16 protein-coding genes are annotated in these 21,078 nt (G+C 61.2%); 7 read left to right on the top strand and 9 right to left on the bottom strand.

Going from position 1 to position 21,078, the window contains the following annotated elements; genetic code table 11:
- Positions 1 to 13: 13 nt before the first annotated feature.
- Positions 14 to 628: an AMIN domain-containing protein gene (locus ACYQ2T_RS04775; protein WP_459898874.1), complete on the top strand. Its 615-nt coding sequence runs from the start codon at positions 14 to 16 to the stop codon at positions 626 to 628.
- A gap of 122 nt (positions 629 to 750) precedes the next feature.
- On the opposite strand, the gene ACYQ2T_RS04770 is transcribed toward ACYQ2T_RS04775, so the two are convergent.
- A complete protein-coding gene (locus tag ACYQ2T_RS04770; RefSeq protein WP_459898872.1) occupies positions 751 to 1,998 on the bottom strand; it encodes a sensor domain-containing diguanylate cyclase in 1,248 nt (415 codons plus the stop codon).
- Between the two features lie 571 nt (positions 1,999 to 2,569).
- On the opposite strand from ACYQ2T_RS04770, the gene ACYQ2T_RS04765 reads away from it, so the two are divergent.
- Both ACYQ2T_RS04765 and arsS read left to right on the top strand, forming a co-directional pair.
- Positions 2,570 to 3,097 carry a type 1 glutamine amidotransferase domain-containing protein gene (locus tag ACYQ2T_RS04765; protein ID WP_459898870.1) on the top strand — a complete coding sequence of 176 codons (528 nt, stop codon included), beginning with the start codon at positions 2,570 to 2,572 and terminating at the stop codon, positions 3,095 to 3,097.
- A 39-nt stretch (positions 3,098 to 3,136) separates the two neighbouring features.
- A complete protein-coding gene (gene arsS / locus ACYQ2T_RS04760; protein WP_459898869.1) occupies positions 3,137 to 4,078 on the top strand; it encodes an arsenosugar biosynthesis radical SAM (seleno)protein ArsS in 942 nt (313 codons plus the stop codon).
- Between the two features lie 235 nt (positions 4,079 to 4,313).
- On the opposite strand, the gene ACYQ2T_RS04755 is transcribed toward arsS, so the two are convergent.
- Entirely contained in the window at positions 4,314 to 5,324 is a 1,011-nt protein-coding gene (locus ACYQ2T_RS04755; protein WP_459898867.1) for an IS30 family transposase, read from the bottom strand.
- Positions 5,325 to 5,865: 541 nt separating this feature from the next.
- Between ACYQ2T_RS04755 and ACYQ2T_RS04750 the strand changes: the two genes are divergently transcribed.
- Genes ACYQ2T_RS04750 through ACYQ2T_RS04740 form a run of 3 tightly spaced genes read left to right on the top strand, consistent with a single transcriptional unit; the run spans position 5,866 to position 10,669 of the window.
- Positions 5,866 to 6,522, top strand: a complete 657-nt coding sequence (locus tag ACYQ2T_RS04750; RefSeq protein WP_459898865.1) for a TetR/AcrR family transcriptional regulator — start codon at positions 5,866 to 5,868, stop codon at positions 6,520 to 6,522.
- Entirely contained in the window at positions 6,513 to 7,559 is a 1,047-nt protein-coding gene (locus ACYQ2T_RS04745; RefSeq protein WP_459898863.1) for an efflux RND transporter periplasmic adaptor subunit, read from the top strand. The genes ACYQ2T_RS04750 and ACYQ2T_RS04745 overlap by 10 nt, the downstream gene beginning before the upstream one ends.
- Entirely contained in the window at positions 7,556 to 10,669 is a 3,114-nt protein-coding gene (locus ACYQ2T_RS04740) for an efflux RND transporter permease subunit (protein WP_459898861.1), read from the top strand. The genes ACYQ2T_RS04745 and ACYQ2T_RS04740 overlap by 4 nt, the downstream gene beginning before the upstream one ends.
- A gap of 793 nt (positions 10,670 to 11,462) precedes the next feature.
- Here the strand turns inward: ACYQ2T_RS04740 and ACYQ2T_RS04735 are convergent.
- The 6 genes from ACYQ2T_RS04735 to ACYQ2T_RS04710 form a co-directional block, all read right to left on the bottom strand.
- Positions 11,463 to 13,208 carry a DEAD/DEAH box helicase gene (locus ACYQ2T_RS04735; RefSeq protein ID WP_459898859.1) on the bottom strand — a complete coding sequence of 582 codons (1,746 nt, stop codon included), beginning with the start codon at positions 13,206 to 13,208 and terminating at the stop codon, positions 11,463 to 11,465.
- 425 nt (positions 13,209 to 13,633) lie between these two features.
- The gene (locus tag ACYQ2T_RS04730) at positions 13,634 to 14,284 is read right to left on the bottom strand and encodes a cytochrome b/b6 domain-containing protein (RefSeq protein ID WP_459898858.1); all 651 of its coding nucleotides are present in this window, start codon (positions 14,282 to 14,284) and stop codon (positions 13,634 to 13,636) included.
- Positions 14,285 to 14,288: 4 nt separating this feature from the next.
- Complete coding sequence (locus ACYQ2T_RS04725) at positions 14,289 to 15,890, bottom strand: tetrathionate reductase family octaheme c-type cytochrome (RefSeq protein ID WP_459900085.1); 1,602 nt, start codon at positions 15,888 to 15,890, stop codon at positions 14,289 to 14,291.
- Positions 15,891 to 16,048: 158 nt separating this feature from the next.
- Complete coding sequence (locus tag ACYQ2T_RS04720; RefSeq protein WP_404844291.1) at positions 16,049 to 16,471, bottom strand: RrF2 family transcriptional regulator; 423 nt, start codon at positions 16,469 to 16,471, stop codon at positions 16,049 to 16,051.
- 175 nt (positions 16,472 to 16,646) lie between these two features.
- Positions 16,647 to 17,108: a hypothetical protein gene (locus tag ACYQ2T_RS04715; RefSeq protein ID WP_459898856.1), complete on the bottom strand. Its 462-nt coding sequence runs from the start codon at positions 17,106 to 17,108 to the stop codon at positions 16,647 to 16,649.
- Positions 17,108 to 18,061, bottom strand: coding sequence for a 4Fe-4S dicluster domain-containing protein (locus ACYQ2T_RS04710; protein WP_459898854.1), 954 nt, complete (start codon positions 18,059 to 18,061; stop codon positions 17,108 to 17,110). Before ACYQ2T_RS04710 ends, ACYQ2T_RS04715 begins: the two co-directional genes overlap by 1 nt.
- Before the next feature lie 210 nt (positions 18,062 to 18,271).
- Here ACYQ2T_RS04710 and ACYQ2T_RS04705 point away from each other — a divergent pair, with 210 nt between their 5' ends.
- Positions 18,272 to 19,723 carry a sigma-54 interaction domain-containing protein gene (locus tag ACYQ2T_RS04705; protein ID WP_459898852.1) on the top strand — a complete coding sequence of 484 codons (1,452 nt, stop codon included), beginning with the start codon at positions 18,272 to 18,274 and terminating at the stop codon, positions 19,721 to 19,723.
- Between the two features lie 13 nt (positions 19,724 to 19,736).
- Here ACYQ2T_RS04705 and ACYQ2T_RS04700 read toward each other — a convergent pair whose 3' ends face one another.
- Positions 19,737 to 21,077: a glycosyltransferase gene (locus tag ACYQ2T_RS04700; RefSeq protein WP_459898850.1), complete on the bottom strand. Its 1,341-nt coding sequence runs from the start codon at positions 21,075 to 21,077 to the stop codon at positions 19,737 to 19,739.
- Position 21,078: the final 1 nt, after the last annotated feature.

The raw sequence follows: 21,078 nt of genomic DNA, 5'->3' as shown, positions 1-21,078 counted from the left end.
TCAACGGGACCTTATGGGGAAAATCGCTCGCATCCTCTGCATCGCTCTTGTTCTCGGCGCGGCCTACGCCGGGGTAAATGTGTATCTGCACCCGTCCAGCGCGCCTGAGCAGCGCTGGTATGTGCGGCAAAGCGTCTCGCACACCGTCATCAATCCGGACTCGCTGTTCTCCATCCCCTCTCCGGACGACGCGGCGCAGCCTGCGCGAAACGGCGCAACCTTCACTCCGCGCCATCAGCCCGGCGCGTCGGCCCCCGAGCACGCCGCCACGGCATCAACCATCCCCGGCGGCGCCATCACCGATGCGTCCATCATCACCGGCATCAACTTCACCGAGAGCGGCTCACGCCTTGACGTGCACATCGCCTCGCGCGGCGCTTCCCCACGTTTTTCCGCCTTCGCCCTCGACAATCCCGCGCGCATCGTGGTGGACCTGTTCGCCCAAAGCGAGCTTCCCCCGGCCATGAAGGAGCTTCCCGTCTCCTCCACCCACGCCACGCGCATCCGCACCGGCGTGCATCCGGGCCGCAGCGTCGTGCGCACTGTCATCGACACCACGCCCGACCAGCTTGCGCATTATGACGTTCACGCCTGTGAGCACGGCATTCGCGTGCGCCTTGGCAGCTAACGCGCTCTCCCCGTCCGCACCGCCAAACGCACAAAACGCCAGCGCCCCGGAAGCTCACTGCTTCCGGGGCGCTGGCGTTTTCAGCCCACAAGGGCCGCTTTTTGACTCTCTTCTTCTCTTGCCTACGACGCGGCAAAGACCTGATTGCGGCCCTTCTGCTTGGCCTTGTACAGCGCCTTGTCCGCTTCCTTCAGCACGTCCTCGGGCGACTGGCGCGAGTCCGTACGCTGGGCAACGCCGATGGAAATTGTCACGGAGACCGTCTTGTTCCCCGCATTCTTACTGCTCGGCTTCTTGGGCTTGGTTTCCGGACGGTTCTTGGAGCGGAGAGTAAACGGCGCGTTCTCGATGGCCGCGCGCACCGCCTCAAGGTGTGGCAACGCCTCCGCCGCATCAGCGCGGGGGAACAGAATCGTAAACTCTTCACCGCCATAGCGGTACGAGCAGCCGCCGCCCGTCACGCGGTCCAGCTTGCTCGCCACCATGCGCAGGACCTCGTCGCCCACGTCATGGCCATACGTATCGTTAAATTTCTTAAAGTGGTCCACGTCGCCCATGGCGACGGCGTACCGGCCGCCTAACTTTTTAAAGTCCGCCACCAGCGACCGGCGCGACGGCAGTCCCGTCAGTTCATCCAAGAACGCCATGCGGTACGAGTCCTGAAACAGCGGCGCGATGAGCGACGCCCCAGCCGCCGAGAAGAACAGCGCCGGAGCCTGCCCGCTGCCCGCATAGTGAAGGCCCGCGCCAACGCCAAGGGTCAGCCCCCAAAAGCCGCCGTCCAGCGGCTCCTCACGTACGATGGTCAGTATCAAAAAGACACATCCCGCAAAGAAAAACCCAACCAGCGCAGGCTGTGGCAGCCACGTCCAACTATCCGTCCACGGCGGCAGGACGCGCGCGTGCAGCATCTTGGCAACGGCCACCTGAATGCCCGCCACGCCCTCATAGCTCATCAGGCCAAAGAACCCGTCCGTCACGGCAAAAACGCATGCCGTGAGCAAGCCGGCCGTTGAAAGGTACAGAATGCCCCATGGCGTCACGAGGCCACGGTCGCCCATAATCGCCAGCAGCAGCCCAAAGACCGGAAACGCACACGCGTACGCCGCATAGGCCACCTGCCCCAGCGCATCCGTGCCCACGCCCGCCTGCAAAAACGTGTTCACAAACCAAAAGCCCAAGGCCAAAAGCGCCATGGCAAACACGCAGCGGCTGCGCTTAAAACGCCAACTCAGCAGGCCGCCCAGTACCGCCATCACATACGGCGCCGTGGACGCAACCTCCGGCGGCAAGCCAATATCCAGCGCAACAACCGCACCAGCGGAGGCCAAGAACAAAACAGGGAACATGAGCAAAGACAGTATTCGCATGGAAGAACTTTCTCCTGTATCGGCGGCCTTGTATCATGCCCCGCCCGCCCTGAAAAGCCCGTATCACGTGACATTTATGGCAAGCATGGCCGAATGGTGGTGGTTGCGCAGGGCTTTTTGAACCTCCGGCGGGTTAAGCTCTTAGGGTATTCGGCCTGAAAGGACGAAGGGCCTTAGAGATTAGGATAGCAGCGCTGGTTAAGGGCCGCGGGCCCTTAACGATCCCATTTATACGCCAGTACTGCGTTCCGCACGACCAGCCTCTATCCGGCCCCGGCATTGCCGCCCCACCAACGCGGAGCACAGGCCACGCGTACTGCCTGAACCCACCCCACCCTATTTTTCGGGCGGCTTCCGCCCGAAAAATCCTGGGGATTCTCAAGGGTATCATACCCTTGAGCCGCCGGAGGCCTCTTCACTCTCCCAGCCTCACGCCCACCCCATCCCAACGCGCAACTTCCCGCCCAAAACGCTGGCCCCCTCTTGCGCCAGTGTGATGCATGGCGTATCCTGTACGCTTGCAACAGCACTCTGTGGCGGCCACCGCCACGAAATGGAGCAGGAGTCACATATGCCCGGATTAGCAGGAAAACGCGTTTTGATGTTTGTTGCGGACACGTACGAGGACCAAGAGCTGTGGTACCCGAAGTACCGCCTTGAGGAAGAGGGGGCGGTGGTGACGCTGGCTGGCCCAGAGGGGCAGACGGTGTACATGTCCAAGCATGGATATCCGTGCATGTCGGACGTTGCGGTGGACGACCTGAAGGCCGACGACTTTGACATGCTGGTCATCCCCGGCGGCTTTGCCCCGGACAAATTGCGGCGGCTGGACAGCGTCAAGCGCCTGACCCACGACATCCACGAAGCGGGCAAGCTGGTGGCGCACATCTGCCATGGTGGGTGGATTCCCATCTCGGCGGGCATCATGGATGGCTTTGACTGCACGTCGACCCCGGGCATCAAGGACGACCTCGTCAATGCCGGGGCCTCGTGGTTCGACAAGGACGTTGTCGTGGACCGCAACCAAGTTTCCAGCCGCAAGCCGGACGACTTGCCCGCATTCATGAGGGCCATTATCGAGCTGGCGCGAAAGCTCTAGCGCGGCGGAATTTCCCAAACCATCAGGCAGGAGGAGCGCATGCACACCCTCACCCGGCATCTGGACCGGACCATGACGGCGGAGGACATTTCCGTCTTTCAAGTGAACGTTGGCCTTCGCTGTAATCTGGCCTGTCGGCACTGCGAGCTGGACTGCTCGCCCGACAGGCGGGAGATCATGGGATGGAGTGTGCAGGAAGCAATCCTCGACGCGGCGGACAAGGTGCACCCCGCGCTGGTGGACATCACGGGCGGCGCACCGGAGCTCAACCCGCACCTTAAGCGGTTTATCCGCCTTTTGCGGCAGTCGCACACCGTGCAGGTACGCACCAACCTTACGGCTATGACGGTGGAAGGACTGGACGAACTGCCGGACTTCTTTGCGCTGCACCGGGTGCACCTTGTGGCGTCCATGCCCTGCTACCTCGACGAAAACGCCTGTCAGACCAACGGCAACGGCATGTTCAAAAGCAGCCTCGACGTGCTGCGCCGCCTGAACCAACTGGGCTACGGCACAGACGAGCACCTGCAACTGGACCTCATCTTTAACCAGCCCCTCGGCCCCTTCGTCACCGAAGCCCAGCAGCGCATGGAAAACGCCTACCGCGACGAACTCAGCGAGCGCCACGGCATCACCTTCAACCGCCTTATCACCTCCACCAACGTCTCCCTTGCGCGGTATTTAGAGCTTCTGCGCGTTCACGACATGGAAGAGGAATACATGCAACTGCGCGAGGCCTCGTGCAACGGCTCCAATATCCCCGCGCTCATGTGCCGCCACCAAATCAACATCGGCTGGGACGGCACCCTCTACGACTGCGACTACAACCAAGCCCTCAACCTGCCCAGCAACCACGGCGAAGGCGCCCATATCAAGCTCTTTGACCCAGACGCTATGGAGCACCGCCGTATCGTCACCGGCACCCACTGCTTCGCCTGCGCCTCCTGCTGTACGCCGGAAGCCTTGCCAGAACTGAGTTAAGGGGGAGGTTCCGCCCTCCTTTTTATGCTCCGCAGGCTTAAGGATTTCATCCTTAAGAATCCTCTTCATACGCCACGCTCCGCACTGCCCACGCGGCCTCTATCACGCCCCCGCATTGCCGCCCAACCAACGCGGGCTACTGCCACAACACTCCGCTAAAACTCACCCCTATTTTTCGGGCGGCTTCCGTCCGAAAAATTCTGGGGATTCTCAAGGGTATCAGGTGAATTGCAATTCAAAACTGAACACAGCCCTCAAGCCCAAGCTGCTGCAGTTTTTCAATAGTCGAGCTATACCCAAACTTCTTGCGCGGCCTACCTGCAAGCAGCCGGAGTTTATGTTTTAATTCAAATTCGCTTATTTTTCTGAAATCCATCTTGCGAGGGAAGAACTGCCGAAGTAACCCGTTTGTATTCTCATTCAGGCCACGTTCTTGGGGGCACTGCGGGTGACAGAAATAAAATTTAGTCTTGTATTTCAACTCTAGGCCTTCATAGCCAAAGAACTCCGTACCTCTGTCGAGCGTCATCGTTTTTCTCAAGCCACATGGAACATCTTTCATAAAGCATTCCATAGCATGGGATACTGTAGCCTTAGACTTGTCCTTGCATCGATACGCTAAAGTAAGGCCGGTTAGACGTTCTACAAACGTTGCAATGAACCCTGTTCCTCTTTTTCCTGATATAAGATCGCCTTCCCAGTCGCCGAACCGAGCTCTTTCATCGACTATTGATGGACGCTGTTCAATGGATGGCAAGGTGCGATTCACTTCTGCAGCGCTGCGGCTCTTGCCATGTCTAAAGCTTCTTGTGCGTGCATGTTTCCGCCGGAGGTATTGCTTGTAGTGGACAAAATCTGTTCGAGGCGCACCCTTTGCTGGACAAATTTTGTTGTAGATCGTTTTGAAGCTGATTCGCATTCGATGAGCAGTCGGGAAATCTTTTCTCAAACGGCCAACGATCTGTTCTGGAGACCAGTAGAAACTGAGCTTTTCCTTAATATACGCATACAAAGCCGTATCTACAGGCTGGCGTTCTCTGTTGGCTCGAAGCCTACGTATTCGCGCTTTTTCCTGTGCCGACTTTGGAACATATCGCCCATCCTTCAAGCTGTTTCTCCGTACTTCCTGACTAATCGCTGAGGGGCTAAAGCCAAGAATGTGAGCGATGTTTCGGATGCTCATGCCCTCAGAAAGTAACCGGGCTAGTATTTCGCGCTTCTCTAATGTAAGGTGCTTTTTGCCCATGCAGTTGCGCTCCCTTGTGGAGTTTTGGTCTGGTAACCAGCAGCTAGCATGGGCTTTTTTATTTGTTCAAGTCTGAGAAGGCGGGTTCCTGCCAAGTGTTCAGTTTTGGATTACAATCTGCCTCATCCCCTTGAGCCGCCGGAGGCATCTTCTTGCCTCCTGCGTTACGACCACGTCGTCTTGGCCGCACTTTTTATGCTCCGCAGGCTTTAAGGATTTCATCCTTAAGAATCCTCTTCATACGCCACGCTCCGCACTGCCCACGCGGCCTCTATCACGCCCCCGCATTGCCGCCCCATCAACGCGGGCTACTGCCACAACACTCCGCTAAAACCCACCCCTATTTTTCGGGCGGCTTCCATCCGAAAAATTCTGGGGATTCTCAAGGGTATCATACCCTTGAGCCGCCGGAGGCATCTTCTTGTCTCCTGCATTACGACCCGCCCCATCCCCCACTTCTCACTTGACGCCAACGCCAATTTCAAACACTGTTTGAAACAGCATTTGAGAGAGACAAAGAGATGAGGAGAGGGTGAGGGACATGGGACAGGTTGTGGAGACGGACGGCGGGACCAAGGCAAGAATCTTGGCCGCCGCCTCTGACGTATTTACGCAAAAGGGATTTCGAAAGGCGACGATACGGGATATTTGTTCACGCGCGGGCGCCAATCCTGCGGCGGTGAACTACCACTTTAGAGACAAGCGCTCGCTCTACACGCAGGTGCTCCGCGGGTGGATTGAAAACCTGAACAGGTCGTACCCGTACCGCACGCCGGCGGTTGAGCGCGAGCCTGCCGAGGCGCGGCTCCGCTTTTTCATCAATGCGATGCTGCGGCGCATCTTTTGCGGCGCGCTGGAGGACCGCGAAATGTGGATCCGGCGCACGCGCATCGTGCTGATGGAGCTGGCGGAACCAAGCTCCGGCGCAACGCTTCGTGTTGAGGAGTGGTGCGAGGAGGAGCGGTACTTCCGCGCCATTGTCGCGGAGCTTTTGGGGGATGCGCCCGAGCGTGTTGTCCACTTTACGGCGGACAGCATTGTCGGGCAGTGTATCCAGTATTTTCTGGGCATCGCCCACATCCCGGAGGAAGTGGTTGCCCTTGCAGAGGAAGACAATCTCGCCCAATTGGCGGATCACATTATTGCATTTTCGCTCGGAGGAATCCGGGCCATTAAGGAGTTGAACCAATGCCGCTGAGACTACTCGGCCTTGCGTGCTTGTGCCTTGGGCTTGTTGCCCTTGGCGGGTGCGGCAGCGCCGAATCTACCGCGCAGGACCAGACTGCGCCGCCGGAAAAGGTGGGCGTGAATATCCGGGTCCACACGGTTGCCCCCACGGCCCTGCGCGACGCCATTACCCTGCCGGGACAAACCGAGCCCATCGCTGATGTCCGCGTTGCCGCTGAGCGCGCGGGCATGGTGGAGTGGCGCGGCGTCCGCAGGGGCGAGTCGGTACAGTCGGGCCAGCCTATTGCGCGTATTGACGCTGTGGCGCTTGGCGCCGCGCTGGAGCGCGCCAAGGCGAACCTGCGCCTTGCCGAGGCCAAGGAAACGCGCCGCCGCGAACTGTTTGAGGCAAACGTCCTCTCCCGCGAGGAACTGGACGGCGCCACAACGGAGCTGACGCTGGCCCGCGCCAATGTCCGCGAGGCCGAGTCGGACTACGCCAAGGGCGTCGTGGAAGCGCCGCTGTCCGGGGTGGTGGATGAAGTCTACGTGGACCCCGGGGAATACATTCATGAGGGTGACCCGGTGGCGGACCTTGTGGACAGCTCCACCATCCGCATTATCGTAAACGCCCCGGAAATGGACGTGCGCTACCTGCGTCCCGGCGATAAGGCCGCTGTGCGCATTGATGCATGGCCGGACCGGACATGGGACGGCGCGGTGGACTTTGTGGCGAGCAAGGCCGACGAGGCCACCCGCACCTTCCGCGTGCGCGTGGTGGTGGATAACGCCGACGGCGCAATCCGCCCGGGCATGATGGCCCGCGTAACGCTGACGCGCCGCATCATCGAGAACGCCATCACGGTGCCCCTTGCCGTTATTCAGGACAAGAACGGCGAGCGCGTCGTGTTCGTGGAGGACGGCGGCATGGCCCGCGCCCGCACGGTGACGACAGGCGTCGTCAACGGAACCAGCATCCAGATTCTGGACGGCCTGAGCGAAGGCGACCGCCTTATTGTCAGCGGGCACGCACAGGTTGAGGAAGGAACACGGGTCAACGTGCAATGATCATAAATACCGCGGCGCTCAAACGCCAATCCGCAGTGCTGGTCCTGCTGCTGTTCATCGTCACGGCGGGGGCTACGGCCTATGTATCCCTGCCGCTGGAATCCAGCCCGGACATCACCATTCCCTACATCTTCGTCTCCACCGCCTATGAGGGCGTGGCACCGGAGGATATGGAGGAGTTGGTCACCATCCCGCTGGAACGCAAGCTGCGGGGCCTCAAGGACGTTGAGGAAATCAAATCCACATCCATCGACGGGCAGTCGGTCATTTCCATCAAATTCCTACCGGAAGTGGACATCGACGACGCCATGCAAAAGGTCCGCGACAAGGTGGACCAAGCCAAGCCCGACCTGCCGTCGGACCTGCCGGACGATCCGGTGTTGATGGAGATGAACTTCTCGGACCGCCCCATCATGAACGTGGTGCTGTCCGGTCCCTTCTCCCTCAAGCGCCTCAAGAGTTTCGCCGACGACATGGAGGACAAGTTTGAAGCCGTCCCCGGCGTGCTGGACGCAGAACTCATCGGCGGTCTGGAGCGCGAAATCCACGTGCTGTTCGACCTTGACCGCGTGGCGTTCTACAACATGCCCTTCTCCGAACTGGTGGGGTCCATCGAAAACGCCAACGTCAACATGCCCGGCGGCTCCATGGACATTGGCTCGTCCAAGTACCTGGTGCGCGTGCCCGAGGACTTCGACAACCCTGCGGAAATCAACAACATCGTCGCCTTTGTGCGCAACGGCAAGCCCGTGTACCTGCGCGACGTGGCCGCCATCAAGGACGCCGCCAAGGACGAAACATCCCGCAGCCGCTTTGACGAGGAACCAAGCGTCACCATCGCCATCAAAAAACGCAGCGGCGAAAACGTCATCGACATCACGGACAGAGTGAAGCGCATTGTGGACGAACTGCGCGCCGAAGCGCCGCCGTCCCTGCGCATTGATATCACCTCGGACCAGTCCAAGGACATCCGGCTGATGGTGACGGACCTTGAAAACAACATCATCTCCGGCCTTGTGCTGGTGCTGGCCGTGGTGCTCGTCTTCATCGGCGGGCGGTCCGCGCTGTTTGTGGCGCTGTCCATTCCGCTGTCTATGCTCATTGCGTTCATTTTGCTGCAGGCGGCGGGCATCACGCTGAATATGGTGGTGCTCTTCTCGCTCATTTTGGCGCTGGGCATGCTGGTGGATAACGGCATCGTGGTGGTGGAGAACATCTACCGCCATATGCAGGACGGTTCAACGCGCCAGCAGGCCGCCCTGTCCGCCACCAACGAGGTGGCGTGGCCGGTTATCGCCTCCACCCTGACCACGGTGGGCGCGTTTGTGCCCATGATCTTCTGGCCCGGCATTATGGGCGAGTTCATGAGCTTTTTGCCCATCACGGTCATCATGGCGCTGTCCGGGTCGCTGTTTGTGGCGCTGGTGGTCAATCCCGTGCTCTCTGCGCGCTTTCAGACCATCCGCCCCAGCACCGCCCCGCCCACACGCGTGGAACGCCTTCTGGGGTGCGCTCAGGCGCGTTATGCCCGCGTGCTGACGTGGAGCCTAAGCCACCGGCTGGTGATTATGAGCATTGCCGTTGCGGCGCTTGTGTCCTCCGCCATAGCCTTTGGCATGTTTGGCAAGGGCATTGAATTTATGCCGGACTCCGACCCGAAGCGCGCCTATGTCACGGTGAAGGCGCCCGTTGGGACGAACCTTGACGCCTCGGACATCATTGTGAAGCAGGTGGAGGCCATCGTAGGCACGTGCGACAACGTCACGCACACCATCACGGAGGTTGGCACATCGGGCGCGGACCCGTCGTCCTCGGACGGTTCGGGCACGCATGTGAGCACCGTAACCATGGAGTTCAAGGACTTCCACGAGCGCTCCCGCTCGTCCATCGCAGACGTCAACGCCCTGCGCGAGCGCCTGCAACGCGCCATTACCGGCGCAGAGGTCCGCGTGGAGAAGGAAGAAAGCGGCCCGCCCACCGGCTCGCCCATCAATATGGAAATACGCGGCGACGACATCCACGAGCTTGGACGCATTGTTACCGCCATTGAAGAGCGCATCGAGGACATCCCCGGCCTTGTGGACCTCAAGGACAACTTTGTGGAAGGCAAGCCGGAAATCCGCGTGGATGTGGACAAGGAAAAGGCCGCCGTTATGGGGCTGTCCACAGCCACCATTGCCAATACGGTCAAGGCCGCCATCGGCGGCATGAAGGTCGGCACCTACCGCGAGGGCAAGGACGAATACGACATCGTCGCCAAACTCCCGGACAGGGACCGCACCAGCATCGAAAGCATCCGCCGCCTCACCGTCTCCGGCCCGGATGGCGCGCCCATCCCGCTGACCAGTGTGGCGACTGTGTCGCTCACCAGCGGCCTTGGCGGCATTCAGCATATCGACCAGCAACGCGTGGTCACCGTCTCCGCCGACGTGGCCGGACGTCTGGCCGGTGAAATCATCCGCGACATCGAGGCCCGCCTTGCGGACTTCCCATGGCCACGCGGCTACGCCTACTCCTTTACGGGCGAGCAGGAAGAACAGGCCAAGGCGACGGCCTTCCTCAGCAAGGCATTCACCGCCGCGCTGTTCCTCATCTTCCTTGTGCTGGTCACGCAGTTTGACTCGCTCGCCATGCCGCTCATCATCCTGACGTCGGTGGTGTTGTCATTCATTGGCGTGTTTGTGGGCCTCTTAGTCACGGGCATGCCCTTCAGCGTCATCATGACGGGCGTCGGCGTTATTTCGCTGGCGGGCGTGGTGGTGAACAACGCCATCGTGCTCATCGACTACTACCTGCAGTGCAAGGCCGAGGGCCGCTCCGCGCATGAGGCCCTGCTGGAGGCAGGCAAAACGCGCTTCCGCCCAGTGCTGCTGACGGCCATCACCACCATCCTTGGCCTGATTCCCATGGCAACAGGCGTCAGCTTCGACTTCCTCAACTTCTCGTGGGAAATCGGCAGCGAGTCGTCCCAGTGGTGGGGACCAATGGCCGTGGCCGTCATCTTCGGCCTGCTGTTTGCCACCATGCTCACCCTGGTGGTGGTGCCGGTGCTCTGCTCCCTGGTAGATGATGTGTCCCAAAGGATGAAACGCCGCAAACAAGCCGCCTAACCCGCGCCACTGCGCCCAAACCACCGACGCGGGGAAGGGGGGGCCGAGACGACGTGGTCGTTACGCAGGGTTCAAGAGGTTGCCTTCGGCGACTTAAGGGGGGCGACCCCTTAAGAATCCCGAGGTTTCGGGCGGGAAGCCAGCCCGAAAAAGGGCCTCGGCGCTACCGCACCCATGGACTGTACACCGCCCCGCTCAAGGCTGGCGTAAGGCCATGATTGCAGCCGCGTCGGTCGGGGCAAATGTGGCGTATGAAGAGGATTCTTAAGGATGAAATCCTTAAGCCTGCGGAGCATAAAGAGTGCGGCCAAGACGACATGGTCGTTACGCGGGGTTCAAGACGTTGCCTTCGGCGACTTAAGGGGGGCGGCCCCTTAAGAATCCCGAGGTTTCGGGCGGGAAGCCAGCCCGGAAAAAGGGCCTCGGCGCTACCGCACCCATGGACTGTGTCCCGCCCCGCTCAAGGCTAACGAAAGGCCATGATTGCAGCCGCGTCGGTCGGGGCAAATGTGGCGTATGAAGAGGATTCTTAAGGATGAAATCCTTAAGCCTGCGGAGCATAAAAAGTGCGGCCGAGACGACGTGGTCGTTACGCAGGGTTCAAGAGGTTGCCTTCGGCGACTTAAGGGGTGCGCCCCCTTAAGAATCCCGAGGTTTCGGGCTGGATGCCAGCCCGAAAAAAGGTGGGGGCCGTACTCGGAAGGCAGGCGCCCTGCTCCACAAAGAAGAAGGGCGCTCCCCGTATGGGGAGCGCCCTTTTACATGCTGTTATTCAGCGCGCTGGCAGTGCCGGCTAGTTGTGGGAGCCGTAGGAACGGCTTCCACCACGGTCGCGGTCATTGCCGTTGCCGCGGTTGTCATAGCGGCGCTTGCCGCCATTGCCACCGCGGGGACCGCCGCCGTTGCCACGGGGCTTGAAGCCACCGCGGGGGCCACTGCGGCCACCGCCGCCGCGACCCTGACGGGAGCGGCGCACCAGCGGCGGAGCGCCTGCGGCGAGCTTGCGGAAGGTCCGCTCGATGTTCTCGGCTTCCTTCTCAGGAACCTGGAACACGGCGTGGCGGGCCATGATGCGTACGCCCTGAATAAGGCGTCCGCTGATGCCGGCCTCGCGGGAGACGACGTCCACCAGCTCACGCGGGGACATGCCGTCGGCGCGGCCGCTGGCGCAGAACATTTCGGCGCGGCCGTTGCCGCCGCCAGCCATGGAGCGCTGCGGTGCATCGTCAATTTGACGATAGCGGGACGCGTCGAGGTCGTCGCGGTAAGCCATCTTCAAAACAGCGGCCAAAGCCTTCTTGGGATCGTCGTCGATCTCCAGCAGTTCCTGCGCGAAGGCTTCGAAAGGCTCCAGACCTTCCTGCTGCATGGCAGCCATAACGCCGGACTTCAGGCGGAGCTTGCGGGCGGAGATAACTTCCTCCACGCGGGGCAGGCTCTGCTTTTTAATCTCGCCCGGGGCGTTACGGGTGATAAAGCGCATCTTGCGGAACTCATTGGGGTTGATGATGGTCACAGCGTGACCGGTACGCCCGGCGCGGCCCGTACGACCAATACGGTGCACGTAGGTCTCGGGATCCTGCGGGATGGCGTAGTTCACCACGTGAGTCAGCTCCTGCACGTCGATACCGCGGGCGGCCACGTCGGTGGCGACCAGCACGGTCACGGTCTGCTTGCGGAACTTGTTGAGCACCTTTTCGCGCTGGGCCTGCGACGCATCGCCATGCAGACCTTCGGCGGCGTAGTTGCGCTCCTGCAAACGTGCGGCCACGTTGTCCACGTCCGCACGGGTGCGGCAAAAGACCAAACCGTAGAAGCCGTCGTTGGCGTCGATGACGCGGCACAGGGCTTCAAAACGGTCAGACTCCGCCACTTCGTGGAAGATCTGTTCGGTCAGCGGCACGTCGCGCTGTTCGCGCTTGACGGCCACGTTCTCGAAGTCATTCATGTACCGCTTGGCAATGCGCAGGATGTCCTGCGGCATGGTCGCGGAGAACAGCAGAGTTCTTCTGTCCTCGGACGCGGCGGCCATGACGGCTTCGATGTCGTCGATGAAGCCCATGTTGAGCATCTCGTCAGCTTCATCAAGGACGAGGAAAGAGATGTTGGACAGGTCGAGGCTGCCGCGCTCGATATGGTCCAGAACGCGTCCGGGCGTGCCGACAACAATGTCAGCGCCGCGGCGCAGACCCTGGAACTGCGGGCCAAATGCCTGTCCGCCGTAAATGGGCAAAACGTTGATACGCTTGTTTCCCTTGAACGACTCGATTTCATCCGCCACCTGGACAGCGAGTTCACGGGTCGGTGCCAGAACCAAAGCCTGAACATGACCTGCGCCCGCCTCAATGGACTCAAGAATGGGAAGACCGAACGCCGCAGTCTTACCCGTGCCGGTCGCTGCCTGACCGACAACGTCACGCTCACCGCTGAGCAATCTGGGGATAACCGCCTCCTGAATGGGGGTCGGTTCGCTGAAACCTTTGCGCGCAAGGGCGTCACAAATACAATCCGAAAGGCCAAGGGCCTTAAAACACTCCATAATACCTTACCTTTTTAGGGAAATACGAGACTCGATGCAGCACGCGCGTCCATTGGGATGGGATGATTGTCTGAGCCATGACCGAAAGGTCAGCTTGCGATGGCGTTCTGCGGCGAGGGAGGCCCTTCCTACCGCAAATAGCTTCAGACAGCAACCCCGGCGCGACATTTGCAAAAATTCTTCGACTTCGCCTTTTTGGCATGCGCACGCGCATACAACATGCTGAATTCACACCACATTGCATACGCAATATCCACCAAAACTGCCGCCCCTGGCACCACCCCAGAGCTTGTGATTGCATGCTCAAGCAGGGGAATCGCCACTCGTGCCACAGGGTTATGCGTCTTTTTTATGCAAAAATAAAAAAAAGACGGCCCCCAAAAGCAGGGGCCGCCCTCTTATGAAGCCCGTGTTCTGGTACGGACCTAGAACCGTTCGGTCTTTCGCTCCCAGTCCTGAATGGCGGAGGTGTCCTCTATCTCCTCCCAGCCCGTGAACATGGCCGTGATGTGCGCCCATACGGTGTGTCCCGTGGTGGTCATGTACACATGCACGATGAGGAATACGAGCAAGGCAAAGGCAAGCACGGTGTGCACCAGCGCCACCGCCTCAAGGGTCAGCACGCCCTGCATGCCAATGGCCGCCCAGTCGTTGTAAAAGAGGTACAGCAGACCAGAGGCCATCTGCACCGGCAAGAGCAACGCGGACAGGGACAGGTAGGTGATGCGCTGCAGGGGGTTATGCTTGGCGCGGATGGTCTTGGGGACGGGATGCGCCTCGCCGCGGAAGATGCCTATGGCGTAAAAGTGCGCCACTTCCAGCACCTTTTTCGTGGTGGGCACGTACTGCCGCCACTCACCCGTGGTGATGACCCAAAACACAATAAACGCCCACAGCACCACCCAACTCCACGCGCTCAGCACGTGGATGTCGTGCGCCTTTTCAAAGCCAAACAGCGTGTACGAGCCGTGCAGTTCAAAGCCCGTCACGCCAAGCAGGATGATGAGCGCGCCCTGCGCCCAGTGCCAAAACCGCTCGAAGCGGGTGTAGAGGTATATCTTGTCCATTCCTTTCATGGCGCTACTCCTTCGGCTCGCCGTTTGCCCACCGCTTGCGGGAGACAAGCCTGATGAAGCCATGGATGCCGACACCCACAAGGCTTGCAAGTGCTGCGGCCCAGCCTATCCAGTCCACGGCCTGATTATGGTCGCGTCCCGGCATATAGAATCCGACCAGATTGGCCAGACGCCCCTGGCGCGAATGGCACTCGCTACAGGCCAGCGACTGCTCTTTGGGCGCCACCATGTGCGTGGTGGGGAACACCCATTCGGTGTCCACAAAGCCGTACTCGCCGGAGTAGTCCAGCCCCACGTAGTCCATGCCCGCCTGAATGGCCTTGGCCCAGTCAAAGTGCTTCCAGTAGGCGGTGTCGTCCTTTCCGAACAGATGCGGTACCACCATGGTGTTGTGCCCCTTGTCATAGGGCGTCTTTCCGCGGTGGACCTTAAAGGGCATGATGCGCGAGCGCGGGTCGTCTTTGTCTCCCTCAGGCCATGACAGCTTCACCACGCCGCTGGGGTCGATGGTATCCGTCACGCGCAGGGATTCAATAACGCCGTTGTACCAGTAGTATTCCGGCACCACATTGGTGCCCCACACAAAGCTACCCTTCTTGGTGACGTACGAGGCCTTTCCGAGCGGCCCTTTTTCCGTATAGGGCTTGCCGTCCTTCATCTTGCCCGCCGTGGACCAATCCCACGACATCTTGGTGGGATTCTCCCGCGCAAAGGCCGGGATATGGCAGGACTGACACGCCACCTTGTCCGTATGATCGTTGGCCTTGTGCCCGGCCTTGTGCGGCGTGGCGCTATGGCACGACTCGCACATAATCTTGGGCAGCAGGTCGTCTTCCAGCAGGCTTTTGCGCTCGGTGGCCGCCGGGTTGGAATAGATGCGCCCGGCAATGTCGTGAAGCGTGGTAGTGTGACAGCGCACACAGGTGAAGTTCTGGCCGTCCACACCCATGTGCACGTCCAGATTCTTGGTGGGTGTAAAGAGGGAGGAATCCAAATCGCCGTGCTTCACCCCATCGCCGCCGCCACCGTAAAAGTGGCAGGTGCCACAGTTTTTGCGGCCCGGACGGCCAACGCTTTGCGAAACGGCCTTGTAGTCCGGCGGATAGAACTGCTTCTTGCCCGCGAACTTTTTGGGCTTCTCCACAGGATAGCCCGCCATGGTGGGGAATTTTTTGTAGGTGCCTGTCTGCTCGTGGCAGACGAGGCAATCGACCTTAACGGGGTCGGAAAAGTCAAAGGACTTGTCCTTCCACCCGTAACCGGCATGACAGGAAGTGCAACGAGCCTCGTTGCTTTGGATGTTCATTCAAAAGTTGTTGATGACAAGTCCGCCCTTGCCAACCTTCAGCGCGGGGTCTTCCAGCGGGTCCAGCCACGTCCAGTGGATGGTCTTGTGGAATTGCACCGCCGCTTCGGTATGGCAGGTCAGACACGCCGCGGTCACTTCCTCCGGCTTTTGAAAGTCCTGCTTCAGGACCTCATGCTTGGAGTGGTCCGCGGTAATCCACAGCTCCGGCGTTTGTGTGGCCTTGCGGGCCATGGTCCGGCCCGGCGCTGGCGCCGGCGACACTGCCGCCTGCGCCGGGGCAGAAAGCCCCGCCACCATCAGCGCCAACAGGATGAGCACGCCGCCGCGTGCAAGAGCAGAATGCCTCATGCGTCACCCCCATAGGTTGCATCTCTCGTCATCCCGGCGGACCGGAACCATCTCCCGGTCCGTCCGGATCACCTCGTCTGCATATGGGGGCGCGCGTCACACCCCCGTCAGGAACAACAGTTGATGCCTTCGGCGTGGCTTATCTGGGACAGCTTAATGGAGTCGAGGATGGAATTCATGGCGCTGGTCGCCTCCACCCACACTGCGCGGACGTTGCAGGTTCCTGCACGTTCGCACTTGGCTGCGTCCCCCACGCAGTCGGTCAGATTGATGCCGCCTTCCAAAAGGCGCACCACCTCGCCGACGGTAATCTCGTCCGGCGACTTGGTCAGCCTGTGCCCGCCCTTGGGGCCGCGCACGCTGTCCAAATATCCGGCGCTCTTCAGCGGACGGATAAGCTGCTCCAGATACTTCACAGACACTCCAAGCCGTTTGGACATGTCACTCACGGACACGGGCTTGCCGTTGCTGTTCTGGGCAATATCGATCAACATTCTGGTTCCGTAACGACTCCGTGTGGAGAGTTTCATCCTCTATGCTCCCGGCCAAATCTGTTCTGTGGACTCGGCTGTCATCCGTATGAAAACAGCCTTTCCGTTTGCCGGGAACATACCCCTTTCGATAGATTTTTCCAACCTTTTTCCCTACAGACAGTAGGGATTTTAACATGCCGGGTTTGTTGGATTTCGTCGGAAACTTCGCTCCCTAAAGCGCGCTGCTGCGCGGGCGGACATAGGGCTGCCGCCCGGCAAGGCGCGCGGCCAATGCCCCAAGGCCCAGCCCCATGGCCGCGCCAAGGTGCGTCCAGTCCACCAGCATCACCGTGGTGGGCGAAAAGAACACATCCGGCATATTCTTAAAAACCCGCACAAACCCCGTGCCCACGAGGGTCAGCAAAAACGCGGCGCGCACCACGCCGGTCCACGTCAGCCGCCAGCGCCGGGCAAGGGCGTAGCGCGTCAGGTGCATAAAAATGAGCACCAACAGCACGGCGGCAAAGGCATAATGCATGGCGTGGGTCAGGGCGAAGTCCGCCGTCCAGCCAAGGCCGGGGATGTCCGCAATGTAATAGCGCTTAAAGATGGGCATCTGCGCCAGCCCGGTCACGGCAAGGGCCGCGCAACACAGGATGTAGAGCCGCACTGTCCAGCGTGGAGTCCTGAGCATTACAAATCCCCCTTCTTCATGGCAGCGGCAAAGGTCAGCACGCCAGCGGCAATGCCCACCAGCGGCGACACCACAACGGCGCGGGCAAGGGCCTCATCCTTGGCCATCACATCCTGCGCGGGGCCAAGGTGCGGGCGGCCCGGCCCGGTCTCCACCGCTTCGGCCAGCGCCTCAAAGGGGACGGGCGACACATAAAAGGTATTGGTCCCGCCGTTTTCATGCTCGCCATAAATATACCCGCCGATTTCCTCGGCGCGGGCGTGGGCAAGGGCCAGCATATCATCGCGCGGCCCAATGGTCTGCACCTGCATGGGACATACCTCAATACACGCGGGCACGCCGCCGTCCGCCACACGGTCGTAGCACCTGTCGCACTTGTACATGACGCCGTTGCCCGCAAAGGCAGGCATCAGGTCCAGATACAGTCCAACGCCGGTCTGGCGCTGGGGGATATGCCACGGACACACGGCCTTGCACTTGGAACCGCCAAGGCAGATGTCGTCGTTGATGCGGACAATGCCGTTTTCCTGCTTCAGGGCCGCGCCCCACGGGCACAGATTGGCACAGGGCGGATTCACGCAGTGCAGACAGCGACGCGGGATGAAGATTTCCTGCTCCTCGCCGTCCACCTCCACCTGCGCCGTCTGGATGTACAGCCAGTTGTATGGGGTCAGCCTGTCGTCCACGTCGCGCCTGTCCGACCAGTCCTCGGCCTTGACGCGGGCGGGGTACATCGTGGGAAAGGGCTTTTGCGGCTCGGGCTTCTTGGCGGCATTGGCGTCGCGGCAGGCCTCCACACATGCGCCGCACCCGATGCACTGCGTCAGGTCCAGCACGGTGGCGAGTTCCGGTCGACGCTCTGCGGCTGCGGCGGGGCGGGGAGCGGCGGCTTCCGCCGCCATCAGCCCTGCGCCACCTGCGGCCAAGGTCTTGAAAAAGGTACGCCTGTTCACGTTGTGTTCAACCTCATCTGTAATCTTGAGACTTTTCTTATTGTCCTGATTTTTGCAGGGTATGTGCCGAAACGCAAGCCCCGGGGACCACTGATGATGAATCCCCGCCCCGTGCGGACTCCCGCCGCATGGCTCCCTTGTGACAGCGTCCAGACCGTGGTACACATTTTTTACACCTGTTCAAACATGCGTTCAAAAGGTGTCCAAGAAATGCACATCGACCCCATCAAGAACTCGCTGGAAGATATTCTTGAGACCATGGCCGAGGGGCTGATGATTATCGGTCCCAACGGGCGCATCCGCATGGTCAACGACGCCATGGCCGCCATGACGGGCTACAGCCGCGAGGAACTCACAGGCCAGCCCTGCACCATGCTCCAGTGCGACGTCTGCGCCATTTCCCGCCAGAAGGGGCGCGAGCACTGGTGCGCGCTCTTCGACACCCGGCGCGAACCGCGCAAGCGCTGCCGCATTATCCGCAAGGACGGCGCCTCCGTCCCCGTCATTAAAAACGCCCGCCTGCTCATGGACGGCGACAACGTCATTGCCGCGGTGGAAACCCTGACGGACATCTCCGAACTGGACGCCCAAAAGCGCCGCATCGACGAGCTCACCCGCCTGTTCGACACAGGCTTTCACGGCATGGTGGGGCATGCTCCGGCCATGCAGCGGCTCTACGGCATCCTTGAGCGGGCCGCAGCCTCGGACGCGCCGGTCATCATCTCCGGCGAATCCGGCACCGGCAAAGAGCTGGCCGCCTACGCCATCCACGCCCTTGGCCCGCGCAGTAACGGGCCGTTCATCCAGTGCAACTGCGCCGCCCTTAACGAGAGCATCCTTGAAAGCGAACTCTTTGGGCATGTGAAGGGCGCGTTCACCGGAGCCATCCGCCACCGCGAAGGGCGCTTTGAGGCCGCACGCGGCGGGGATATCTTCTTGGACGAAATCGGCGACGTGCCGCTGTCCATACAGGTCAAGCTGCTGCGCGTTCTGGAAAGCAAACGCATCGAGCGCGTTGGCGACAACCGCCCCATCACCGTAGACGCCCGCATTATCACCGCCACCAACCGCAATCTGGAGCGCCTGACGCAGGAGGGCCGCTTCCGGCGCGACTTCTACTACCGCATCAACGTCATCCCCATCCATATTCCGCCCCTGCGCGAACGCGCCGAGGACATCCCCCTGCTGGCGGACTTTTTCCTGCACGACATCAGCCAGCGCTCCGGCGCGGACATTGCGGGCATTGCGCCCGAGACCATGCGCCGCCTCATGGCCCACCGCTGGCCGGGCAACGTGCGCGAGCTAAAAAGCGCCCTCGAATACGCCTGCGTCATCGCAGACGCCGGCCCCATCCTGCCGGAACACCTGCCGCCCTCCCTCATGGGCGCAGACGCGGCATGCCCGCCGCCAGCGGATGCCACCACGCCCCAGCCTCATAACGACGCAGAGCACGCCCAAAGCGCCCCGCCGCTTCGCCCCGCCGCACCACACGAGGGGGCCCCGCACCACCCCGCAGGCCCACGCGCGCAATTGGTGTCCGCCCTGCGCGCCACAGGCGGCAACAAGGCCGCCGCCGCGCGCCTCTTGGGCGTCAGCCGGGGCACGGTGCACAACCGCATCCGAAAATACGCTGTGGACGTCAGCACCGTTATTCTCGATTAGGCGCCGGAGGCCATCATCCGCCGCCCTTCGCCACCGGCCCCTCTGCCCGCTCCGGGGGCGCAGTTTCAGGGCGGTCCGGGCTGTCCAGTGCGCCATGTACCACCTTGCCGCGGTTCGCGGTGTTGCCGATGAGGCGCAAGTGCATGGGGAGCAAATGCTCCAAGCTGTAGCGGCTGACTGCTGTCTCGCGCGCGCCGCGCCGGAGGCGCTCCGCATAGGGCGCATCGTCCAGCACCCGTTCAATGCCCGCGGCAATATCCTTCGGGTCCGTCAAATTCACAAAATGCGCGCTCTCGCCATCACGCATGGCCTCGCGTACGGGGGACGTATCCGAAACGACAAGACAGCAGCCGCTGGCCATGGCCTCAATAGCCGACCACGACAGCACAAAGGGCCGCGTCAGGTACACATGTACCGAGGATGCCGCCAGCATCCGCCGGTACTCGCCGTAGGGCAGTGCCCCCACAAAGTGGACGCGGTCCTGCGGCAGGTCCAATTCCTCCAGCATGATGGCCTTATAGCTTTTGCCGCTGGGGTGCGGGGTGCCGTAGCACACCCGTTCCGACCCGGCGATGACGGCGTGCGCCCCGGGCCGACGGCGCAGGACCATTTCCAGCGCGGTGAGAAACTGCGGAAAGCCCCGGTACGGTTCCATGCCGCGTCCGGCAAAGGTAATGACCTCCCGCACGCCGGACAGGTCGCAGTTTTTCAACTGCATGGGCGTCCCCGGCCGTGGACGGAAGAGGTTGGTATTTACGCCGTCGTGCAGGACGGCCATTTTATGATGGTATTCGCCGGGAAACTGGGAACGCTGCCACAACGTAGGCGAGAGGCCCTGCTCGCAGGCCCACAGGTCATTAAATATTGCCGCATTGCGCGAGCGCAGCGTTTGCGGCGGGGCCAGCCCCTTCTTAGGCGGAGGCTTTCGGCCAAAGCATGCGTCCTCGCCAAAGGGATCATAAAACCACTCGAAATAGCACATGAGGGGCGTCTCGGGCCACACGTCCTTGAGGTAGAGGCTCGGCCCCCAGCCAGAGCTGGCGTAGATGACGTCGGGCGTAAAGCCGGAGCGCTTCATCCTGTGGGCCAGCCGGTACATGGCCTCGCCCTGCGCGGCGGCGTCGCGAAACGGCGTCACCAGCCGCCGCAGGGCCTGCTGATGGGCGTCGCCATCCTTTGCTTCCGCCTCGGCCTTGAGCGGAGAGAACACCGCTTTCTTCACGCCGGGGATGGTCCAGTCCGGGCGCGGGTTGGTGGTGGCAAAGACCACCGTCGTCGCACTATCCGCGCCAAGGGCGCGCGCCACGTGCCGAAACTGCGCAGGGAAATTGGGATGCACCAGCAGCACGCGCATA

This window comes from Desulfobaculum senezii (assembly GCF_054657395.1).
The sequence above is the reverse complement of the archived record's forward strand: the minus strand, read 5'-3'. Positions and strand labels throughout refer to the sequence as shown.